The organism is Megasphaera sueciensis (assembly GCF_050219315.1).
Lineage (GTDB): Bacteria > Bacillota > Negativicutes > Veillonellales > Megasphaeraceae > Megasphaera_A > Megasphaera_A sueciensis.
This window is the reverse complement of sequence record NZ_CP116939.1, coordinates 2,196,012-2,213,354: the sequence shown is the minus strand read 5'-3', so window position 1 is coordinate 2,213,354 and position 17,343 is coordinate 2,196,012. Positions and strand designations below refer to the sequence as shown.

Here is a 17,343-nt window from a genome sequence, read left to right as displayed (position 1 = left end):
AGGTTCGTATGCAAACAGGCATTTCATTATATCCGGGGTTAGACAACACACTGGAACAAAATATGGAGTTATTAAAAAAAGCAAAAAACTATGGAATCAGTCGTATCTTTACATCATTGCACATTCCTGAAACAAATCAAACATTGTTCAAAAAAGAATTGCGGAACCTATTACTGCAAGCTCACATACTTCAATTAGATGTGGTATGTGATGTTTCCCCCCAGGCTTGTACGCTTCTCGGCCTGAAAAAATTAGACCCCATTGAATTACAAAAAATAGGTATTACGACTATTCGCTGTGATTACGGCTTTAGTATTGATAAAATTGCGTTATTCAGTACTATCATGCAGGTTCAGCTTAATGCTTCTACACTTACTCATGATACTCTTACCGCTCTTCAAGCCGCGAACGCTGATTTTTCCCATATGGATGCCCTGCATAATTTTTATCCCAGGCCCTATACAGGACTAAGTGAACGCTATTTCTGCAGTCAAAACAACTATCTCCGGGAAAAAGGAATTTCTGTAGGTGCTTTTATTCCCAGCTGCAGCAGCAGCGGACGCCGTGGTCCTCTTTATGAAGGGCTGCCCACACTGGAGGCACATCGGAACATAAGCGTCAGCTTAGCAGCTCGTCATTTAACCGCATTAGACACAGACTCTATTTTTATTGGTGATTCTCATCCTACGGACGAAGAACTATCTGCTCTTACACAAACACAAAAAAATGTAGTGGTTCTAAAAGCCCGTTTATTAAGTCATGATCCCTTTGTTCGTGATTTTCTCTCCCACTCCTTTACCGCTCGCCAAGATCCCTCTCGCGACGCTGTACGTGCACAAGAAAGCCGTAATTTATTACATGGTCATAGTATCCAGCCAGATGCTACAACCATTCTCGACAAACGTTTGGGAGACATTACCATAGACAATAAAGACTATAAGCGCTATATGGGAGAAGTACAAATTATTACAACGGAACAACCTTCCAATGAACGAACCAATATTGCCGCCCGAATCATACCGAATGAACTCTTTCTCATCAAATACATCACACCGGGACGACAATTCCGTTTCGAATTTATACGATAACCAAATATGTAAATATAAATTCACCGGAACCTGTCATTGGCATAGCTCATTTATGTAATTTTTTTAGAAAATTTTACAAGACTTATCGTAAATACCCCAATAATAAATACTCCCAGCGCGGCTGCCTGTGTCCATAAATATTGTATGCCTATTCCTTTAAGAATAATGCCCCGCATGATTTCCATATAAAAAGTAGCGGGCAGTATATCCCCTAAATAATAAAAGAGAGTCGGCATCGCTTCACGCGGAAACATAAATCCTGATAAAAGCACGCTGGGCAGTAAAACAAAGAAGGACATTTGCATCGCTTGCATTTGTGTTTTAGCTATTGTTGATATCAAAATTCCTAAGGCCAAAGAGGCTACTATAAAAGGCGTTGTTAATAAAAACAATAAGCTTAAGCTTCCCCGCACCGGTAAATCGAAGACGAGGATACCGGCGGATAGTGCCACCGCAGCTTGAATATATCCAACAAAAATATATGGAATAATTTTCCCCAGCATAAGTTCATATGACTTCATCGGTGTTACCAAAAGCTGTTCCAACGTTCCCGTTTCCCGTTCCCGTACAATTGCCATAGATGTTATCATAACCATTGTCATGGTTAGGACAATTCCTAAAATACCGGGAACCATATAATATGCAGTTACAAAATCCGAATTATACCAAGGTCTGATACGTATGTCATACGGTGTAATATATTTTTCTCCCGTTAATTGCCGATATTTTTTTCCCACAAGTTCCTGCGACTTTAGCTGACCAATAATTTGTGCCGCATTAATGGCCGAAGAGGCAGTCATAGAGTCCGATGCATCTACAATAACCTGCACTGCAGCGCTCCGTCCATGCTTTATATTACTGGCAAAGTCAGGGGGAATAATGATACCGACTTTTTCTCGTCCGGAATCAACTGCGTCATCCACTTCTTTAAAATTACCCGCAATATCTTTGATATCAAAATAGCCGCTGGCAGTAAAAGAATCCAGTAGGTCACGGCTATCCTGCTGCAAACATTGATCATACACAATGGTTGGTAAATGCTTAACATCGGTATTAATAGCAAATCCAAACAACAGCAGTTGTACCACTGGCAAAAAAAGCATCATGGCAATAACTGCTTTATCGCGTTTCATTTGCAAAAATTCTTTGACCAGCAATGCTTTTAAGCGAATCATCCGGATACCTCCCCACGAAATTTCCGTAGATAATATACAAATACATCTTCCAATGTTGGACGGATAATTTGTGGAGAAAAAACGGTAAATTCTTCTAATTGATTTCTATCTGCTAGTATATGCAATGCTACTCCGAACGGGTACATATCTATATATGGCTTTCTATCTTTTTCTATGATTTTTTTCAATTTCAAGGGTTCATCTGATTTTATTTCCAACAGGATTCCTGGCAATGTACTTTTTAAATTTGCAATCGTATCATCCACGATTAATTTACCATCAAAAAGAAATCCTACTTTATCACAGCGTTCTGCTTCATCCATCAAGTGTGTCGTTACCATGATAGTTGTATCGGCAGCCGCCAATTCACAAACAATATCCCAAAATAGACGCCGAGCCATGGGATCCACACCGCCTGTAGGTTCATCTAGAAAAAGAACCTTGGGGCGATGAAGAATCGCACACCCTAATGCCAGTCTTTGACGCCATCCGCCTGACAGATTCCCTGCTAATTCCCGCTTTCGCTTAGATAGGTCCGCCATATCCAGCATAGCTTCTATCCGCTCCCTTTTTTCATTTCCTTTTAAGCTGTACATTCCCGCATAAAAAGATAAATTTTCATACACAGTTAAATCCGGGTACAGGCTGAATTTTTGTGACATATATCCCATTTGAGCTCTTATTTTATCTTGTTCCATCACAATATCGTGACCCAAGATAGATCCTTTCCCTTCATCAGGAGTTAAAACCCCGCATAACATACGTATCATTGTTGATTTTCCTGAACCGTTAGAACCAAGAAATCCATAGATAGTACCTGGTTTTATTGCAAGATCAACATGATCAACAGCTGTTAGTGATCCAAAACGCCGTGTCAATCCGACCGCCTCTACAGCATACATTTTATCATCTCCCCCGATTCACCCAATAACAACATCCGCAGGCATTCCCGGTTTAAAAATGTTTTCTGAATTATCCAACTTTACTTTAACCGCAAACACCATATTTGCCCGTTCCCGCTGCGTAATGCTTTGGCGGGGTGTATATTCTGCATTTTGACTGATTTCTTTAATTTTTCCTTGAAAAACACGGTTGGGAAATGAATCGACACGAACAGCAACAACTTGTCCGGTCTTAATACGTCCCAGCTGTTCTGAAGCTACATATATCTTTACCCAGCAATCTCCCATTTCCCCAATAGTGGCAATCGGAGAGCCCACTCCGACATATTCTCCATTTTCAAAATTTTTTGTTAGTACCAACCCATCTGCCGGACAATATATAGTTGTATCCGCCTCCTGCGTCCGGGTTGCTTCAAGAATTGCGCCCGTTCTTTCTACTTCGCGCCGTTGTGCCGCTATTACTTCTGTTCGATTTCCCTCTTGCAGCAGGCTTAGCTTAGCCTGTGCGGATTGCAGTGTGCGATACGCAACATCAGCCGCTGATTTAGAAGCATCCAGCTGCTGCACGGAAATAGCCTCCTGTTGATATAAAACCATATATCTCTGATAATCATTTTGCGTTTTTTCATATACAGCTTGTGCGGATTGAACGTTAGCGGACGCATCTGCCAATTCCTGCGGACGAGGACCATTTTCCAAATCCTGTAATTGTGCTTTAGCTTTATCCCATGCCGCCTCATCTCTCAACAATTGTGCTTTTATATCTGGCCGATCAATCTGCACTACAACTTGACCTTGTTTCAAAGAACTGCCTACATCAAAAGATATTCCGCTGATATACCCGCTGACTTTTGGCATAATATCAGCCTTCGTAACCTCAATTGTTCCCGTAGCTGTAATTTCCTGTCGTGAAGGATTATACAACTTGTACATGGCTGTCCCAATCAATACTAATACAAGAAAGATTCCGATAACTATTTTTTTAGGTATGTTTTTTTTCATCACAATCCCTCCTGATTCCATTTAAAAAAATAGAAATAGCTTGCTGTACATACTCTTTTTCATTATCATCATAATTTTTTAATACAATTTTTCTAACAGGTGTCATAAAGAAATAAAAATTAATAATTCCTGCTAATGACATAACTGCATGTTCAATATTTATATCTTTCTTAAAAATGCCGGCTGAAATACCTTTAGATATCGCTATATGTATCGTGTTAAAAGCTTTGCGAATATGTTTTTGAATAATTTGTTCCAAATAGGGAGACGGATGGCTTAATTCCTGATATAAATAAAGCATAATATAAGGATTATGCATATGAATATTTAACACCATCATTGCAAAGTGCCGAATAAATTCCTGCGGCTTCTCCTGTAAAACATCAATCGTGTGAATAGCATCGTCGATTTGTGAAAACAAAACATCTAATACTGCCTCATAAAGCCCTTCTTTCCCACCAAAGTAATATGAAATAGCGGCGCTATTTACATGCGCAGCCTCCGCAATTTCCCGTATAGATACACCAGCATAGCCTTTCGCCGGAAATAAAGGCATAGCTGCTTCAATAAGACGATTTTTTGCATCTTTATCCATTATTTAACTTCCTCCATTGCTTTTTATTTTAAATCAATCGTTTGATTTTATTGTAATATGTTTTCAAATGTTTGTCAATAAAACACAAAAATCCACCTATATTGAACAGCTTTCGTTCCATTTGGGTGGATTCTGTATTATATGCTATTGTTATTTTTTTAAATTTTCCGCTCGTTCCAAAAAACCACGTAAAATATCACAAGAAGTATTAAAGTTTTGTTGTTCCTGTTCGTTAATTGGTATCTCTAATATCTCTTCAATACCATTTTTACCAATAACGCAAGGAATACCCGCCGCCACATTCTGTTGTCCATATTCACCATGCAAAACAGTCGAACAAGGCCATACTAGTTTTTGATCATGAAAAATAGCGGTTATAATCATATGCGCTGCATTGGCAATACCAAATTCTGTACATCCTTTGCCATCAATTTCAATATCACCCGCTCGTTTAACCTGCACCTGTAAATCATCCAAGCAAATATGCGCCAACTCTTTTTTTTCTTTAAGCAAATCCAAAAAACATTTACCGTTAATAAAAATTCGGGACCACACAATAAAACTGGAATTGCCATGTTCTCCCATGCAGAATCCCTGAATAGAACGACGACTGTATCCTGTAGCATGAGAAATTACCCGCAATAAACGGTATGTTTCCAAACTCGTTCCCGTACAAAAACAACGATGACTTTCCCATTTCATTTGACGACGAATATATTCACAGATAATATCGGCCGGATTGGAAATGCTGACCATAATACCTTTAAAATCAACGTGTTTAAGATGTGAAATAACTTCATCTGCCATTTTAATAGAATCATCAAACATATCCAACCGAGTTTCACCCGGCCGACGGCTGCGGCCAAACGCCATTACCAAAATATCGGCATCATTGAGTTCTTCGTATTCTCCCGCACGAACATCCGCATATTTACCACATAACGCACCACTAATTCCATCATCAAGATCTAGAGCCTGCGCTGCTGCTTTTTGCTTATCAATATCAATCAAAACAATATCATCTGCTTCTCCCGACTGGATTAAAGCCAATGCGACATGAGATCCGACATGCCCTGCCCCAACAATAACAACCTTACGCGTCTGTAACATGGAAAATTCCTCCTCTGATATACACACTAGTTCATTTACACTTATTACTATACCTGTCACGTAAAAAAATAGCAAGAAACAAAACAATATCCGGCACCTGTCACACATTCTTTCTTAAAATACTAGTATTTCCAGCTTATTTGCAATTCACATGTCATTATGATACAGTAACATATTGTCTTGTATAACTTGTATATTTTATTTTCAATCAATAATAAAAATGTTATCAATGCTGTTCAAAAAATAATATTGTTGAAAATAATTGTATAGGGTACAATGAAATAGTAATCATGTTTCGTTGTTTCAATATGTGAATTATTGAACATAATATGTATATCCCAGCGAAACGGCATATATCAGAGGAGGAATTAACATGGGATCAGTAAATCAAAGTCCTATATCCAACACGCAAAAGCGGACTAAAAAACGATGGTTTATGCTGATGCTTTTGTTTATTCTTACAGCTATCAACTATCTGGATCGGACAAACATGGCCGTCGCCGCACCAAGCATGAGTACCGAGCTAGGCTTTAGTGCTGCCACAATGGGCTTATTATTTTCAGCATTTTCCTGGGCATATGGATTTATGCAAATTCCCGGAGGATTATTTATAGAGCGTTTCGGCTCCCATATCGCTTATACGATATCACTTTTTTTATGGTCATTATTTACTGTAACTATGGGCTTTGGCCGCAGCTTCGCCTCCTTGTTCGGAATTCGTCTGGCAATTGGGGCCGCTGAGGCTCCCGCCTTTCCAACAAATAGCCGTGTTGTTGCCAGTTGGTTTCCCAATCAGGAACGCGCTATGGCAACTGCAATATATACAGCAGGAGAATTTATTGGACTGGCATTTTTAACACCGGTGCTATTTTGGATTTTAAATACGTATACCTGGCATTACATTTTTTATGTTACCGGTATTATCGGTATGATCGCCAGTGTCTTCTGGTATCTATTATATCGCGAACCCAAGGAATGCACTGATGTAAATGAAGCTGAATTAACGTATATTCGTGAAGGCGGCGGTTTGGCAGACGCTGCACCAAAAACATCAAAAATCACGTGGGCACAGCTCATTGATTTATTTAAGCATCGCCAGCTTCTCGGCGTATATTTAGGACAGTTTGCTAATACTAGTACTATGTATTTCTTCTTAACATGGTTTCCGACTTATTTGGTTGTCGCGAAACAAATGCCTATGTTAAAAGCTGGTTTTTATGCTGTCATCCCTTATATAGGTGCTCTTTTCGGAGTGCTTCTTGGCGGCTTTTGGTCAGATTTCATGCTCAAACACGGAGCGAGTCTTTCTAAGGCACGAAAAACGCCTATTATCTGCGGTCTTATTTGTTCTATGACTATTATGGCGGCCAATTACGCAGATTCCTTGGATGCCGTTATTGTTATTATGGCTGTTGCCTTTTTTGGACAGGGCATGGCCGCTATTGTATGGAGTACTGTCGGTGATATTGCTTCTGCTGATTCGGTAGGGGTTGCAGGCGGCGTCTTTAACTTTATCGGCAATATGGCCGGTATCATTACCCCTATTGTTATCGGCATTATCGTTCAATCAACCGGATCCTTTGTAGGTGCTATGATTTTTATCAGCTGTGTTGCTGCTATCGGCGTATTTTCTTTTATTTTTATTGTAGGAGATATTCACCGCATCAAATCAATAGCCATTATATCTGAAAAAGAGACGGATTAAACTATCAATTATTTGAAAAATAATATACTTTTATGCAGTTTGCTGCAAATAGTAACGGCACTATCCTCCTCATTAGAAAAGATAGTGCCGTATTCGTATTGTAATATAAAAAAATATTTTACATACAAGAAATCAATAGCAAATTTATTGTCCTAACGCATGTACCAGATTATACATATCATTATTAATAGCGAATTTATATTGCTGGGCTGTTTCATAAGGCGTAGCGACTACTTCACAATGCACAAGTCCAATAATAGCGTTTTCGACTCCCTGAATAAGCGAGTTTACTGCCTTTTCTGAAAAAACACTTGCCATCATCACATCGCGCGCTGTCGGTGCTCCTCCGCGCTGAATATATCCTAGTACCGTAAGATTGGGATTCATATTCACAGTACTGTCTTTAATGTATTGGTACACTTTCTCTCCCGTCATAGCCCCCTCGGCTACAATAATAATACTACTTGTTTTTCCTTGCTGATGCGATGCGACTAATCGCTTCCTTATTTCCGGCAAGGTAATATTTTTTTCAGGAACAAGTACAATTTCAGCCCCACAGGCAATCCCCGCGTACAATGCAATAAATCCAGCTTGGCGTCCCATTACTTCAATAATAGCTACCCGATCATGGGAAAATGCTGTATCCCGAATACGATTAACTGCATCAAGAACAGTATTCACGGCTGTATCAAACCCAATCGTATATTCGGTCCCAGCCATATCATTATCAATTGTCCCCGGAACGGTAATGGTAGGCATTCCCAGCTTCCCCAAGCATTCGGCTCCTTTCATAGAGCCATCTCCACCGATAACGACTAATCCATCTACCCCTTTAGAACGCAAATATTGTATTCCCCGATGCTGTGCGCTAACCTGTTTAAATTCTTCTGAGCGTGCTGTTTTTAGCATAGTCCCGCCGCGATGAATAATTTCACCTACAGAACGTCTGTCCAACGGTATACTTTCTTCACGCAGCAGTCCTTCATACCCACGCAATATACCTTCTACCGCAATACCTTTGTAGAGTGCATATCGAGTAACTCCGCGAATCGCCGCATTCATGCCGGGAGAATCACCACCGCTGGTCAATACCCCGATTTTATGTATCATAACATATAACTTCCTTTCGTCTATATCCTATGTGAACAGTTCAGCATATTGCTCATTTTATGTGCTACCATAGTTCGTATTGCATCACGCCCCGCTCCCAGATAACTGCGCGGATCAAAAGCAGCGGGATCGTTGGCCAATGTTTCTCGAATAGAGGCGGTCATGGCTAACCGTAAATCTGTATCAACGTTAATTTTACACACTCCCATTTTACCTGCTTTTAACAGCATTTGCTCCGGTACGCCCTGTGCCCCGGGAATTTTTCCTCCATATAGATTACATTTTTCTACAAATTCAGGAATAACCGTCGATGCTCCGTGAAGAACAAGCGGAAATCCTGACAAAAGCTGCGATATTTTTTCCAACCGCTGAAAATCAAGTTGCGGCGTGCCTTTAAATTTATAAGCTCCATGACTGGTTCCTATGGCAATAGCTAATGAATCTACCCCCGTACGTTCCACAAATTCCACTGCCTGCGCCGGATCGGTAAAAGACGCATATTCAGCCGCTACATGGACATCATCCTCTATCCCAGCCAGCGTCCCTAGTTCTGCTTCAACAACTGCTCCCTTCGCATGAGCATATGCTGCAACTTTTTGAGTTAATGCAATATTTTCTTCAAAAGTATATTGGGAACCATCAATCATAACAGATGTAAATCCTCCGTCTACACACGCCTTACAAAGTTCAAAGCTATCCCCATGATCCAAGTGCAAAGCAATGGGTACATCTGGTGCATCGGCAACAGCCCCTTCCACCAATTTAGTAAGATAAATATGTTTGGCATAGTTACGGGCTCCGGCAGATACCTGTAAAATAACCGGAGCTTCCTCTTCCCGAGCTGCCTCAATAATACCTTGTATTATTTCCATATTATTAACGTTAAAAGCACCTACCGCATATTTACCTTCATACGCTTTCGTGAACATTTCCGTTGTCGTGACTAATGGCATATTGTATTCCTCCTATAGGATACTATCTTTTACCCATTTATTTTAAAATTCCAATATAACTTTGACCTGGGGTTCCAGTCTTTTATCTGCATACTCCATCGCTTCCTTCATTTTCTCAATAGGAAAACGCTTAGAGACAAAGCCATCCAGTTTAATCTTGCCATTGGAAATACCATTGATAACCGCTTTAAAATCTTTTCGAGTGTACATATTGGAACCGGCAACATGCAGTTCTTTTACTTGAATAAGGCCAAAAGGTGCCGGCACTTCATTATCCATAACTGCAATTTCAGAAATAATCCCGCCATTTTTTGTTATTTCAGCTGCCTGTCTCATACAAGCTTTATTGCCGAAAGCAAGGAATGTAATATCAACGCCTTTTCCTTTTGTTAATTTCATTACTTTTTCAGTTACAGCATCATGCATACTGTTAAGTGTTATATCCGCACCCATTTCCTTCGCTTTTTCAAGATTAAATTCAACTACATCGATACCTATAATTTTTTCAGGAGCATAACACCCTGCGCTTAAAATGACCCCCAAGCCAATCGTACCGCAGCCAATGACCGCAATGGTACTATCTCTTCCGACCGCATGAGTTCGTACTGCATGCATTCCTACGGCTAACGGTTCTATCAGGGCCCCTTGTTCAAAACTCACATTAGAAGCCAGCGGTATAACACACTGTTCCGGAACAACAACATATTCGCCAAAAGATCCGCTCCAATACGTAGCTCCGAGAATTTTTTTATCTGCACATAAATTATAATTTCCCGATTCGCACAAATCACAATGACCACAACCATATTGCGGTTCTGCCGTCACTCGATCCCCTACTTTATATGTCGTTACATCATTCCCTACCTCACAAATAATACCGGCAAATTCATGACCTGACACAAGAGGCAGTACTCGCCAGGCATGTCGGCCATGGTATGCATGGACTTCCGATCCACAAATTCCCGTTGCTTTTACTTGAATCTTTACCATATTTCCTGCGGTAAGCTGAGGTTCCGGCATATCGTTTCTAAACATTGCGGTTAACGGTTTTTCTATATATCCTGCTCGCATACTGTATCCCTCGTTTTCTAATAAAATTTCCATAAAAAAACTGTCATCAGGAACTGCCCAAGAGCAAATTCCTTAAGAGCAATTTCTGATAACAGCTTACACTACACCTTGCAGTAGTTAATCCATATGCTGCCCACCGTTAATATCAATTTCTTCACCGGTGATATAGGAAGCTTCTTGGGACGCTAAAAATACAATTGTATCGGCAACTTCCTGTGTTTCCCCAGGACGGCCTACGGGGATGCCATCAATAATCTTCTGCGCTTGTTCTTGTGGCAGAGATTTCCAAATCTCAGTATTAATGAGACCGGGGCAAACACTATTTATAGTAACTCCATGTTGGCAAATTTCACGGGACAGATTTTTAGAGAAAGCCAACACGGCAGCTTTAGATGCTGAATAGTGTGCTCCGCCAAAAATGCCGCCGCCGCGCTTGGCCGAAACAGAAGAAAGATTTACGATACGTCCATATCCTGCTTTGACCATTGGCTTCATACAAGCCTGTGTGCATAAGAAAAGACCAAACATATTAACATTGAAAACACGTTGAATGTCATCCAGCGTCATATCCTCCACTGTAACCTTTTGAGATATGCCGGCATTATTAATAAGTACATCTAACCGTCCATATGTATCTACAACATGCTTAACCATATTATCTACCGATTCTTTGTTCGTTACATCCAACAAAATTCCTTCTGCTTTTCCACCTTCGTCCCTAATAATTTGAACGGTTTCATCAACACCTGCTTTATTAATGTCGGCAATAATCACCATGCCTCCTTGTTTAGCAAATGTCTTAGCGATAACGCGTCCAATTCCCTTGGGCGAACCTGCACCTGTAACAATAATAACCTGATCATCAAAATCCAACATTGTAAAGACCTCCTAATACTATATATAATCAGCTAAATTTATTCACCTTACATGCTTTTCCATTAACTAATTTTTTAATGAGAAACCGTTGACGTTTGCTGCCCATTTTTTATTTCGTCATGACTCAAGGCTTTACCAGTCTGTTTTACACAAACCGTAACAATAAAAGCACTTGCTACCATACAGGCTGCTAAAAATAAGATACCAGCATTAAAAGAACCTGTAGCCGTACTAATATATCCCATTACATACGGGCCTACAAACCCGCCCAAATTGCCCACACTGTTAATAAGCGCTATTCCCGCAGCCGCTGCTGTTCCTGACAAATATGCCGGTGGAATTGCCCAGAAAGGGGAATACGCTCCATAGGCACCCGCTAAAGCAATCGCATACACGATCAATCCTAAAACGACATCAGACTGTGCTGCATATACACTTCCCACCATGCCAATCGCTGAAACTATCAAGCAGACAGCAACATGATACCGACGTTCATTTGTTTTATCTGAATGCAATCCATTAAGATACATAACAATCGCTGCGAGTAAGTACATCGCCCCAATGATCCAGCCAATCGCAGTCGTACTCAAGGAACCGGACATTCCCTTAACCAAGGTCGGCAAAAACATGACAATACCATAATATCCACAAATCCAGGCAAAATATCCGCCCGCTAAAATTAATACATCTCGTTCTTTCAAAGCAGACAAAAAAGATACATGTTTCCTGGCAGCCTTTACTTTTTGTTCTTCCATGACAACATTCAAGAGCCATTCTTTTTCATCTGGATCGAGCCAATGTGCTTCTTCAATCGTATCTGTCAAATAGAAGTACACAATAATACCTAAAATCAAGGAAGGAATTGCTTCTAAAATAAACAAAGACTGCCAGCCGTGAAGTCCAAATAAGTTCATTTGCAGTAAATATGTGGAAATAGGAGATCCAAAAGCACTCGCGCAAGGAATCGCAATCATGAAACCCGCAATTGCCTTGGCATGATGTTTAGTCTGATACCAATTGCTTAAATACCACGCCATACAGGGAAAGAAACTAGCTTCACAAACCCCCAAAGCAAAACGGACACAATAGAATTGAATATCGGTGGTGACAAACGCCGTCAAGCAAGATACAATTCCCCAAGAAATCATAATGCGGGAAATCCAGCGCCGCGCTCCAAATTTTGTCATAAGAGCTCCGCCTGGCACTTCCAACAGAAAATATCCAAAGAAAAAGATACCGGCCCCAAATCCAAAAACAGCACTGGAAAAACCTAAATCCGAATTCATCTGTAATGCCGCAAAACCAATATTCACACGGTCAAGAATAGAAATAGCAAAACATAAAAACAGAAAAGGAATGAGTCGTTTTGTTACTTTTTGTACGGTACGGTTTTCGATAGCAGTAGTATCCATAATTTTCTCCTTTTAAAATCAAGACAGATTATAATTTTTTGGCAGTCGCCACAATGTCTTCAACCGTTATTCCATTTTTAGCCAAAAGCCGTTCATACGGTGCAGATTCTCCAAATTGATCACGAATACCGATTCTTTTCACCTTTCCTTTACCCACTTCGGCCGCAACTTCACAAACTGCACTACCTAATCCATTCAAAATATTATGATCTTCCACAGTAATAATTTTACCGATATGTTCGATGCAATCTTTTACAGCATCCACATCAAGAGGTTTTATCGTATGCATATCAAGGACTTTAGCCGTTATGCCTTCTTTTGCAAGTTCTTCTGCTGCAGTAATTGCCAATCGTACCGTATCCCCATTTGCAATAATTGCCACATCTTGTCCGTCTTTGACTAAATGGGCCTTGCCGATTTCAAATACGGTATCTTCTTCATAAATAACCGGAATCGCATCACGGGTAAAGCGAATATAACATGGACCATACTTTTCAGCAACTGCTGCCGTTAATTTTTTAGCTGAAATATAATCAGCAGGCATAACAATCGTCATATTAGGAATCGTCCGCAGCACGCCCATATCTTCGATGGCCTGATGGCTGGCTCCGTCATTTGCCGGTGTCACACCGCCATGCGAACAAGCAATTTTAACATTTAAGTTCGGATAACAGATTTCCTGCCGTATCATTTCACACATTCGTAAAGAACCGAATACAGCATATGTTACAACAAACGGAATTTTACCCGTCGTTGCAAGTCCGGCAGCGATACCCGCCGCATTCTGTTCCGCTATTCCAACGTTAACGTGCTGTTTGGGGTACGCATTGCCAAATGCCGTGGATTTGCAAGATTTTGCAATATCTACGTCTACGATATAAATGTCTTTATTTTTTTCACCCAAAGCAACTATTTCTTCTCCAAAACCTTCCCTAGTTGCTTTTTTTATTATATCCACCATTACTGCACGCCTCCTTCTAATTCTGCTATTGCTTGTTTGTATTCTTTATCATTCGGTGCTACTCCATGCCAGCTGCAGCTGTTTTCCATGTATGAAACACCTTTTCCTTTAACGGTATGAGCAAATATGCAATGCGGTTTTTTATTTTTGCGCATGCGAATCATGTCCAGTGTATGCACGATTTGTTCCATATCGTTGCCATCGATTTCATATACATCAAAGCCAAACGCTCCAAATTTTTTGCCAAGATCAATATTAGGCATAACTTCATCCGTTGTTCCATCGATCTGAAGATTATTATTATCAACAAACACAATCAAATTATCTAATTCATATTTATGTGCCGTTTGGCAAGCTTCCCAAATTTCACCTTCCTGGCATTCTCCATCCCCTACTGCCACAAAAACCCGATAGTCCTTGTCTTCATTTTTGGCAGCAATGGCCATTCCTACGGCACAAGCCAAGCCTTGTCCCAAAGACCCTGTAGAAATATCGATGCCGGGACATTTTTTCATATCCGGATGCCCTTGCAGTTTAGAACCTTCCTGCCGAAGAGTATGCAAATCTGCTTCCGGGAAATATCCCAGCGTACCTAATGCAGCATACTGAATAGGACAGACATGTCCTTTGGACAAGACGAAACGATCACGATCCACCCATTGCGGATTTTTAGGATCAATGTTCATTTCCCTAAAATAACAAGCTGCAACATAATCGGCTACAGATAATGAGCCGCCAGGATGGCCTGACTGTGCTTCATAAATCATCGTAACAGCTTTTTTGCGTAACTCGTTAGCAATCTGCTGCAACTTTTTGACACTTGTGTTTTTCATGAATAATCACCTCATATTAAATTAATTGCCGATAAAAACATTCTCTATATGTTCAATGCTCAACGTAGGATGTTTTATACACTGCAATCATATCATCCAAAAAAGCGCCTGTCAATGAGTTTTTATAAATTCATTTATGATAAATAAGCATCTATATTGACTGCTTATTTGCAAAAAAAAAAAGTGCGAAAAAACTTCCGCACTTTAGTAACCATGCTCTTTAGATAGCTTATCCGTCTAATGCCCCTTCGTCATAGAAATAACTCTGTCTGATAATATGTTCCGCATTCTGAATATCCTTGTTCTTAATGACGTTAAGTACTTCAACATGCGTTTTATATAATTCTTCTGCACTTTTCTCAGAACGCAGCATATGTGTAATCGTTTTATACCGTAATGAGGTTGTTAATAATCTGGTTATATGACATATTTTTCCGAACAAGGAGTTATGCGTAATAAGAGCTAATGTTTCATGAAATTCATCATCTGCTGAAAATATACCTTCAAAATTATTGTCTTCAAATTGTTTTTTTAAATTTACTAAACATTTTTCCAATAATTCAATATCCGAAGGTGTCGCTTTATCTATGGCTAATCGCAGCATACCAAAATCATTCCATTCACGCAATTCCATTAAAGAATCCATAGACCCTACATCATCCAGAATAATTCCATATAATAATGGATTAATCATCGCATCCGTAAATCCGTTCGTCACAAAAGTTCCCTCTGGTCTGCGAATTTCCAGCACACCAAAGGAGACGAGAATTTTAATCGCTTCCCGTACAGAATTTCTGGCTGCACCAAAAGTTGCGGCTAATTCCTGCTCTGTCGGGATCTTATCTCCTGGTCGTAATTCTTTATTGATTAATGCCTGCGTTAAACGATCAACCACCTGCTGTACGACCGATTTAGTTTTTATAGGCTTTAAATATTTCTGTGTTAGTTCCCCCATAATGATAATCTCCTTAGGTAATGCCGCTTTAATTTTACAGTGTATTGTATACATAAAAACAATACCATATGATACACTTTTCGCTTGCTATATGTACCTGATATTATTTCATATATAATTCCAGAACTTCTCCAATATACATACGATGCCAGCCTTCTGCTGCATATGATTTAAAAACTCGTCCATCTATGACAGATTCAGGTTTTAAATCTTGAGCATATAATTTTTTGCAAACAATTCCCCATTCTGCTTCAGCAATAAATGGTGCATTTTCGACTCCATATTGAAGTGTTAATCCACATTGTTGAAACTTATCCACGTCGCGTCCGCTATGAATACCACAGTACGTCACCTTATCATGCAGTTCTCTGGGTAATACACTGACTGTAAAATACTTATATTTTTCCATAAAGTTAAAAGTATAACGAGACTGTCGCACATAAACATTGCATGATGGCAAGTTCCACATGCGTCCTAATCCGCACCAGCCAATGGTCATCGTATTGCTGTTACTCTTATCCCCTGCCGTAAGAAGTGCATTTTGTGTACCAAATACAGAAAATAATTCTGGTGTAAGCATATTCAAATCCACTTTTCGTAAGGCCATGAAAAATCCCTCCTTCCTATGTCTCTTCAATTATTCATTTATATTATTATACTATATTTTTCCCCGTTTAGACAATGTGTGAATTTTCACAAATTAAAAAGGGGATGTGACAAAATGAGAAATCATTTTGTCCACATCTCCTTTTCAATACGACAAAAATATTATACAAATTATAGTAATAATTTTGTATAATATTGTCAAACCCGCTTATATCTTAACCAAATATCAACATAGTACCCCCCAATATAGGAACTGTGACCATCGCTATTTTAAGCAGCATAGGATTGGCCCGTCTGGTAAACTTTGCTCCAATATAGGTGCCAGCCATAAGACCGACTACTACTTTAACAAATAAATCAAAATCCAATAGTCCAGAAGTCATATATCCAAATCCTCCCATGACCGCAATAGGCAAAATAACCAACATAGTTGTTCCCACCGCTTCAATCATAGATAGTCCAAAGAAAATCATCAATGTCAATTGAATAAAAGGGGTTGCTCCAATACCAAATGTTCCTGACAAAACACCGTTAAAAATCCCGGCAATACCTGCCATCAGCCAAAATTTTTTCCCCCGGATCAGTGTATGCGGACAAATAAGGGAAAAAATACCACGATGGGGATAGAATACTTTTAAATATACTAACACAGCAGTAATGTATAATATTGTTCCTGTCAGCAAATGCATCTGTGCCCCTGGAATTGCCGCTGATATTTTAGATCCGGCAAAAGCACCAAATGCTCCAAAAAAGCCGACGGCTATTCCACTTTTTAATACAACATTGCCTTCTCTGTAATGACTATAGGCACCAGACAACGTAGTAAATGCCATGGCACTGAGAGAGGTGCCTAAAGACACATGAATAGGTATGCCAAAAACTACAGTAAGAATCGCAATAACTACTCCGGCACCTCCGGCGCCGACAAATCCCAAAAAACATCCCATAATAAATAAGATCAATACTATTTCCATGACAAAACTTCCTTT

17 protein-coding genes are annotated in these 17,343 nt (G+C 39.8%); 2 read left to right on the top strand and 15 right to left on the bottom strand.

The genetic code is table 11. The annotated features are described in order from the left end of the window. Positions 1 to 8: 8 nt before the first annotated feature. Entirely contained in the window at positions 9 to 1,088 is a 1,080-nt protein-coding gene (locus NXG62_RS10545; protein WP_427112369.1) for a DUF871 domain-containing protein, read from the top strand. A gap of 50 nt (positions 1,089 to 1,138) precedes the next feature. Here the strand turns inward: NXG62_RS10545 and NXG62_RS10540 are convergent, their stop codons facing one another. From NXG62_RS10540 to NXG62_RS10520, 5 genes are all read right to left on the bottom strand, one after another. Beyond that, entirely contained in the window at positions 1,139 to 2,263 is a 1,125-nt protein-coding gene (locus NXG62_RS10540; protein ID WP_427112368.1) for an ABC transporter permease, read from the bottom strand. Then, entirely contained in the window at positions 2,260 to 3,165 is a 906-nt protein-coding gene (locus tag NXG62_RS10535) for an ABC transporter ATP-binding protein (RefSeq protein ID WP_427112367.1), read from the bottom strand. Before NXG62_RS10535 ends, NXG62_RS10540 begins: the two co-directional genes overlap by 4 nt. A gap of 18 nt (positions 3,166 to 3,183) precedes the next feature. Then, a complete protein-coding gene (locus tag NXG62_RS10530; protein WP_427112366.1) occupies positions 3,184 to 4,167 on the bottom strand; it encodes an HlyD family secretion protein in 984 nt (327 codons plus the stop codon). Then, a complete protein-coding gene (locus NXG62_RS10525) occupies positions 4,148 to 4,762 on the bottom strand; it encodes a TetR/AcrR family transcriptional regulator (protein WP_427112365.1) in 615 nt (204 codons plus the stop codon). The genes NXG62_RS10530 and NXG62_RS10525 overlap by 20 nt, the downstream gene beginning before the upstream one ends. Before the next feature lie 150 nt (positions 4,763 to 4,912). After that, positions 4,913 to 5,872 (bottom strand): L-lactate dehydrogenase, encoded by a 960-nt coding sequence (locus tag NXG62_RS10520; RefSeq protein ID WP_427112364.1) that lies wholly within the window; start codon positions 5,870 to 5,872, stop codon positions 4,913 to 4,915. 373 nt (positions 5,873 to 6,245) lie between these two features. Here NXG62_RS10520 and NXG62_RS10515 point away from each other — a divergent pair, with 373 nt between their 5' ends. Continuing rightward, entirely contained in the window at positions 6,246 to 7,577 is a 1,332-nt protein-coding gene (locus NXG62_RS10515) for an MFS transporter (RefSeq protein ID WP_427112363.1), read from the top strand. 144 nt (positions 7,578 to 7,721) lie between these two features. Here NXG62_RS10515 and NXG62_RS10510 read toward each other — a convergent pair whose 3' ends face one another. The 10 genes from NXG62_RS10510 to NXG62_RS10465 all read right to left on the bottom strand — a co-directional run bounded on the left by NXG62_RS10510 (position 7,722) and on the right by NXG62_RS10465 (position 17,328). Then, complete coding sequence (locus NXG62_RS10510) at positions 7,722 to 8,687, bottom strand: ATP-dependent 6-phosphofructokinase (RefSeq protein WP_427112362.1); 966 nt, start codon at positions 8,685 to 8,687, stop codon at positions 7,722 to 7,724. A gap of 20 nt (positions 8,688 to 8,707) precedes the next feature. Then, complete coding sequence (fba, locus tag NXG62_RS10505) at positions 8,708 to 9,640, bottom strand: class II fructose-1,6-bisphosphate aldolase (RefSeq protein WP_427112361.1); 933 nt, start codon at positions 9,638 to 9,640, stop codon at positions 8,708 to 8,710. Positions 9,641 to 9,682: 42 nt separating this feature from the next. Next, complete coding sequence (locus tag NXG62_RS10500; protein ID WP_427112360.1) at positions 9,683 to 10,711, bottom strand: zinc-dependent alcohol dehydrogenase; 1,029 nt, start codon at positions 10,709 to 10,711, stop codon at positions 9,683 to 9,685. 117 nt (positions 10,712 to 10,828) lie between these two features. Beyond that, the gene (locus tag NXG62_RS10495) at positions 10,829 to 11,587 is read right to left on the bottom strand and encodes an SDR family NAD(P)-dependent oxidoreductase (protein ID WP_427112359.1); all 759 of its coding nucleotides are present in this window, start codon (positions 11,585 to 11,587) and stop codon (positions 10,829 to 10,831) included. Between the two features lie 74 nt (positions 11,588 to 11,661). Continuing rightward, complete coding sequence (locus NXG62_RS10490) at positions 11,662 to 12,999, bottom strand: MFS transporter (RefSeq protein WP_427112358.1); 1,338 nt, start codon at positions 12,997 to 12,999, stop codon at positions 11,662 to 11,664. Positions 13,000 to 13,027: 28 nt separating this feature from the next. Continuing rightward, entirely contained in the window at positions 13,028 to 13,960 is a 933-nt protein-coding gene (locus tag NXG62_RS10485; RefSeq protein ID WP_427112357.1) for a transketolase family protein, read from the bottom strand. Then, positions 13,960 to 14,793, bottom strand: coding sequence for a transketolase (locus tag NXG62_RS10480; RefSeq protein ID WP_427112356.1), 834 nt, complete (start codon positions 14,791 to 14,793; stop codon positions 13,960 to 13,962). The genes NXG62_RS10485 and NXG62_RS10480 overlap by 1 nt, the downstream gene beginning before the upstream one ends. Positions 14,794 to 15,022: 229 nt before the next feature. Beyond that, on the bottom strand, positions 15,023 to 15,748 hold the full coding sequence (locus NXG62_RS10475) for a FadR/GntR family transcriptional regulator (protein WP_427112355.1): 726 nt from the start codon (positions 15,746 to 15,748) through the stop codon (positions 15,023 to 15,025). A 103-nt stretch (positions 15,749 to 15,851) separates the two neighbouring features. Continuing rightward, a complete protein-coding gene (locus NXG62_RS10470; protein WP_427112354.1) occupies positions 15,852 to 16,355 on the bottom strand; it encodes a flavin reductase family protein in 504 nt (167 codons plus the stop codon). 214 nt (positions 16,356 to 16,569) lie between these two features. Next, complete coding sequence (locus NXG62_RS10465; RefSeq protein WP_427112353.1) at positions 16,570 to 17,328, bottom strand: sulfite exporter TauE/SafE family protein; 759 nt, start codon at positions 17,326 to 17,328, stop codon at positions 16,570 to 16,572. Positions 17,329 to 17,343: the final 15 nt, after the last annotated feature.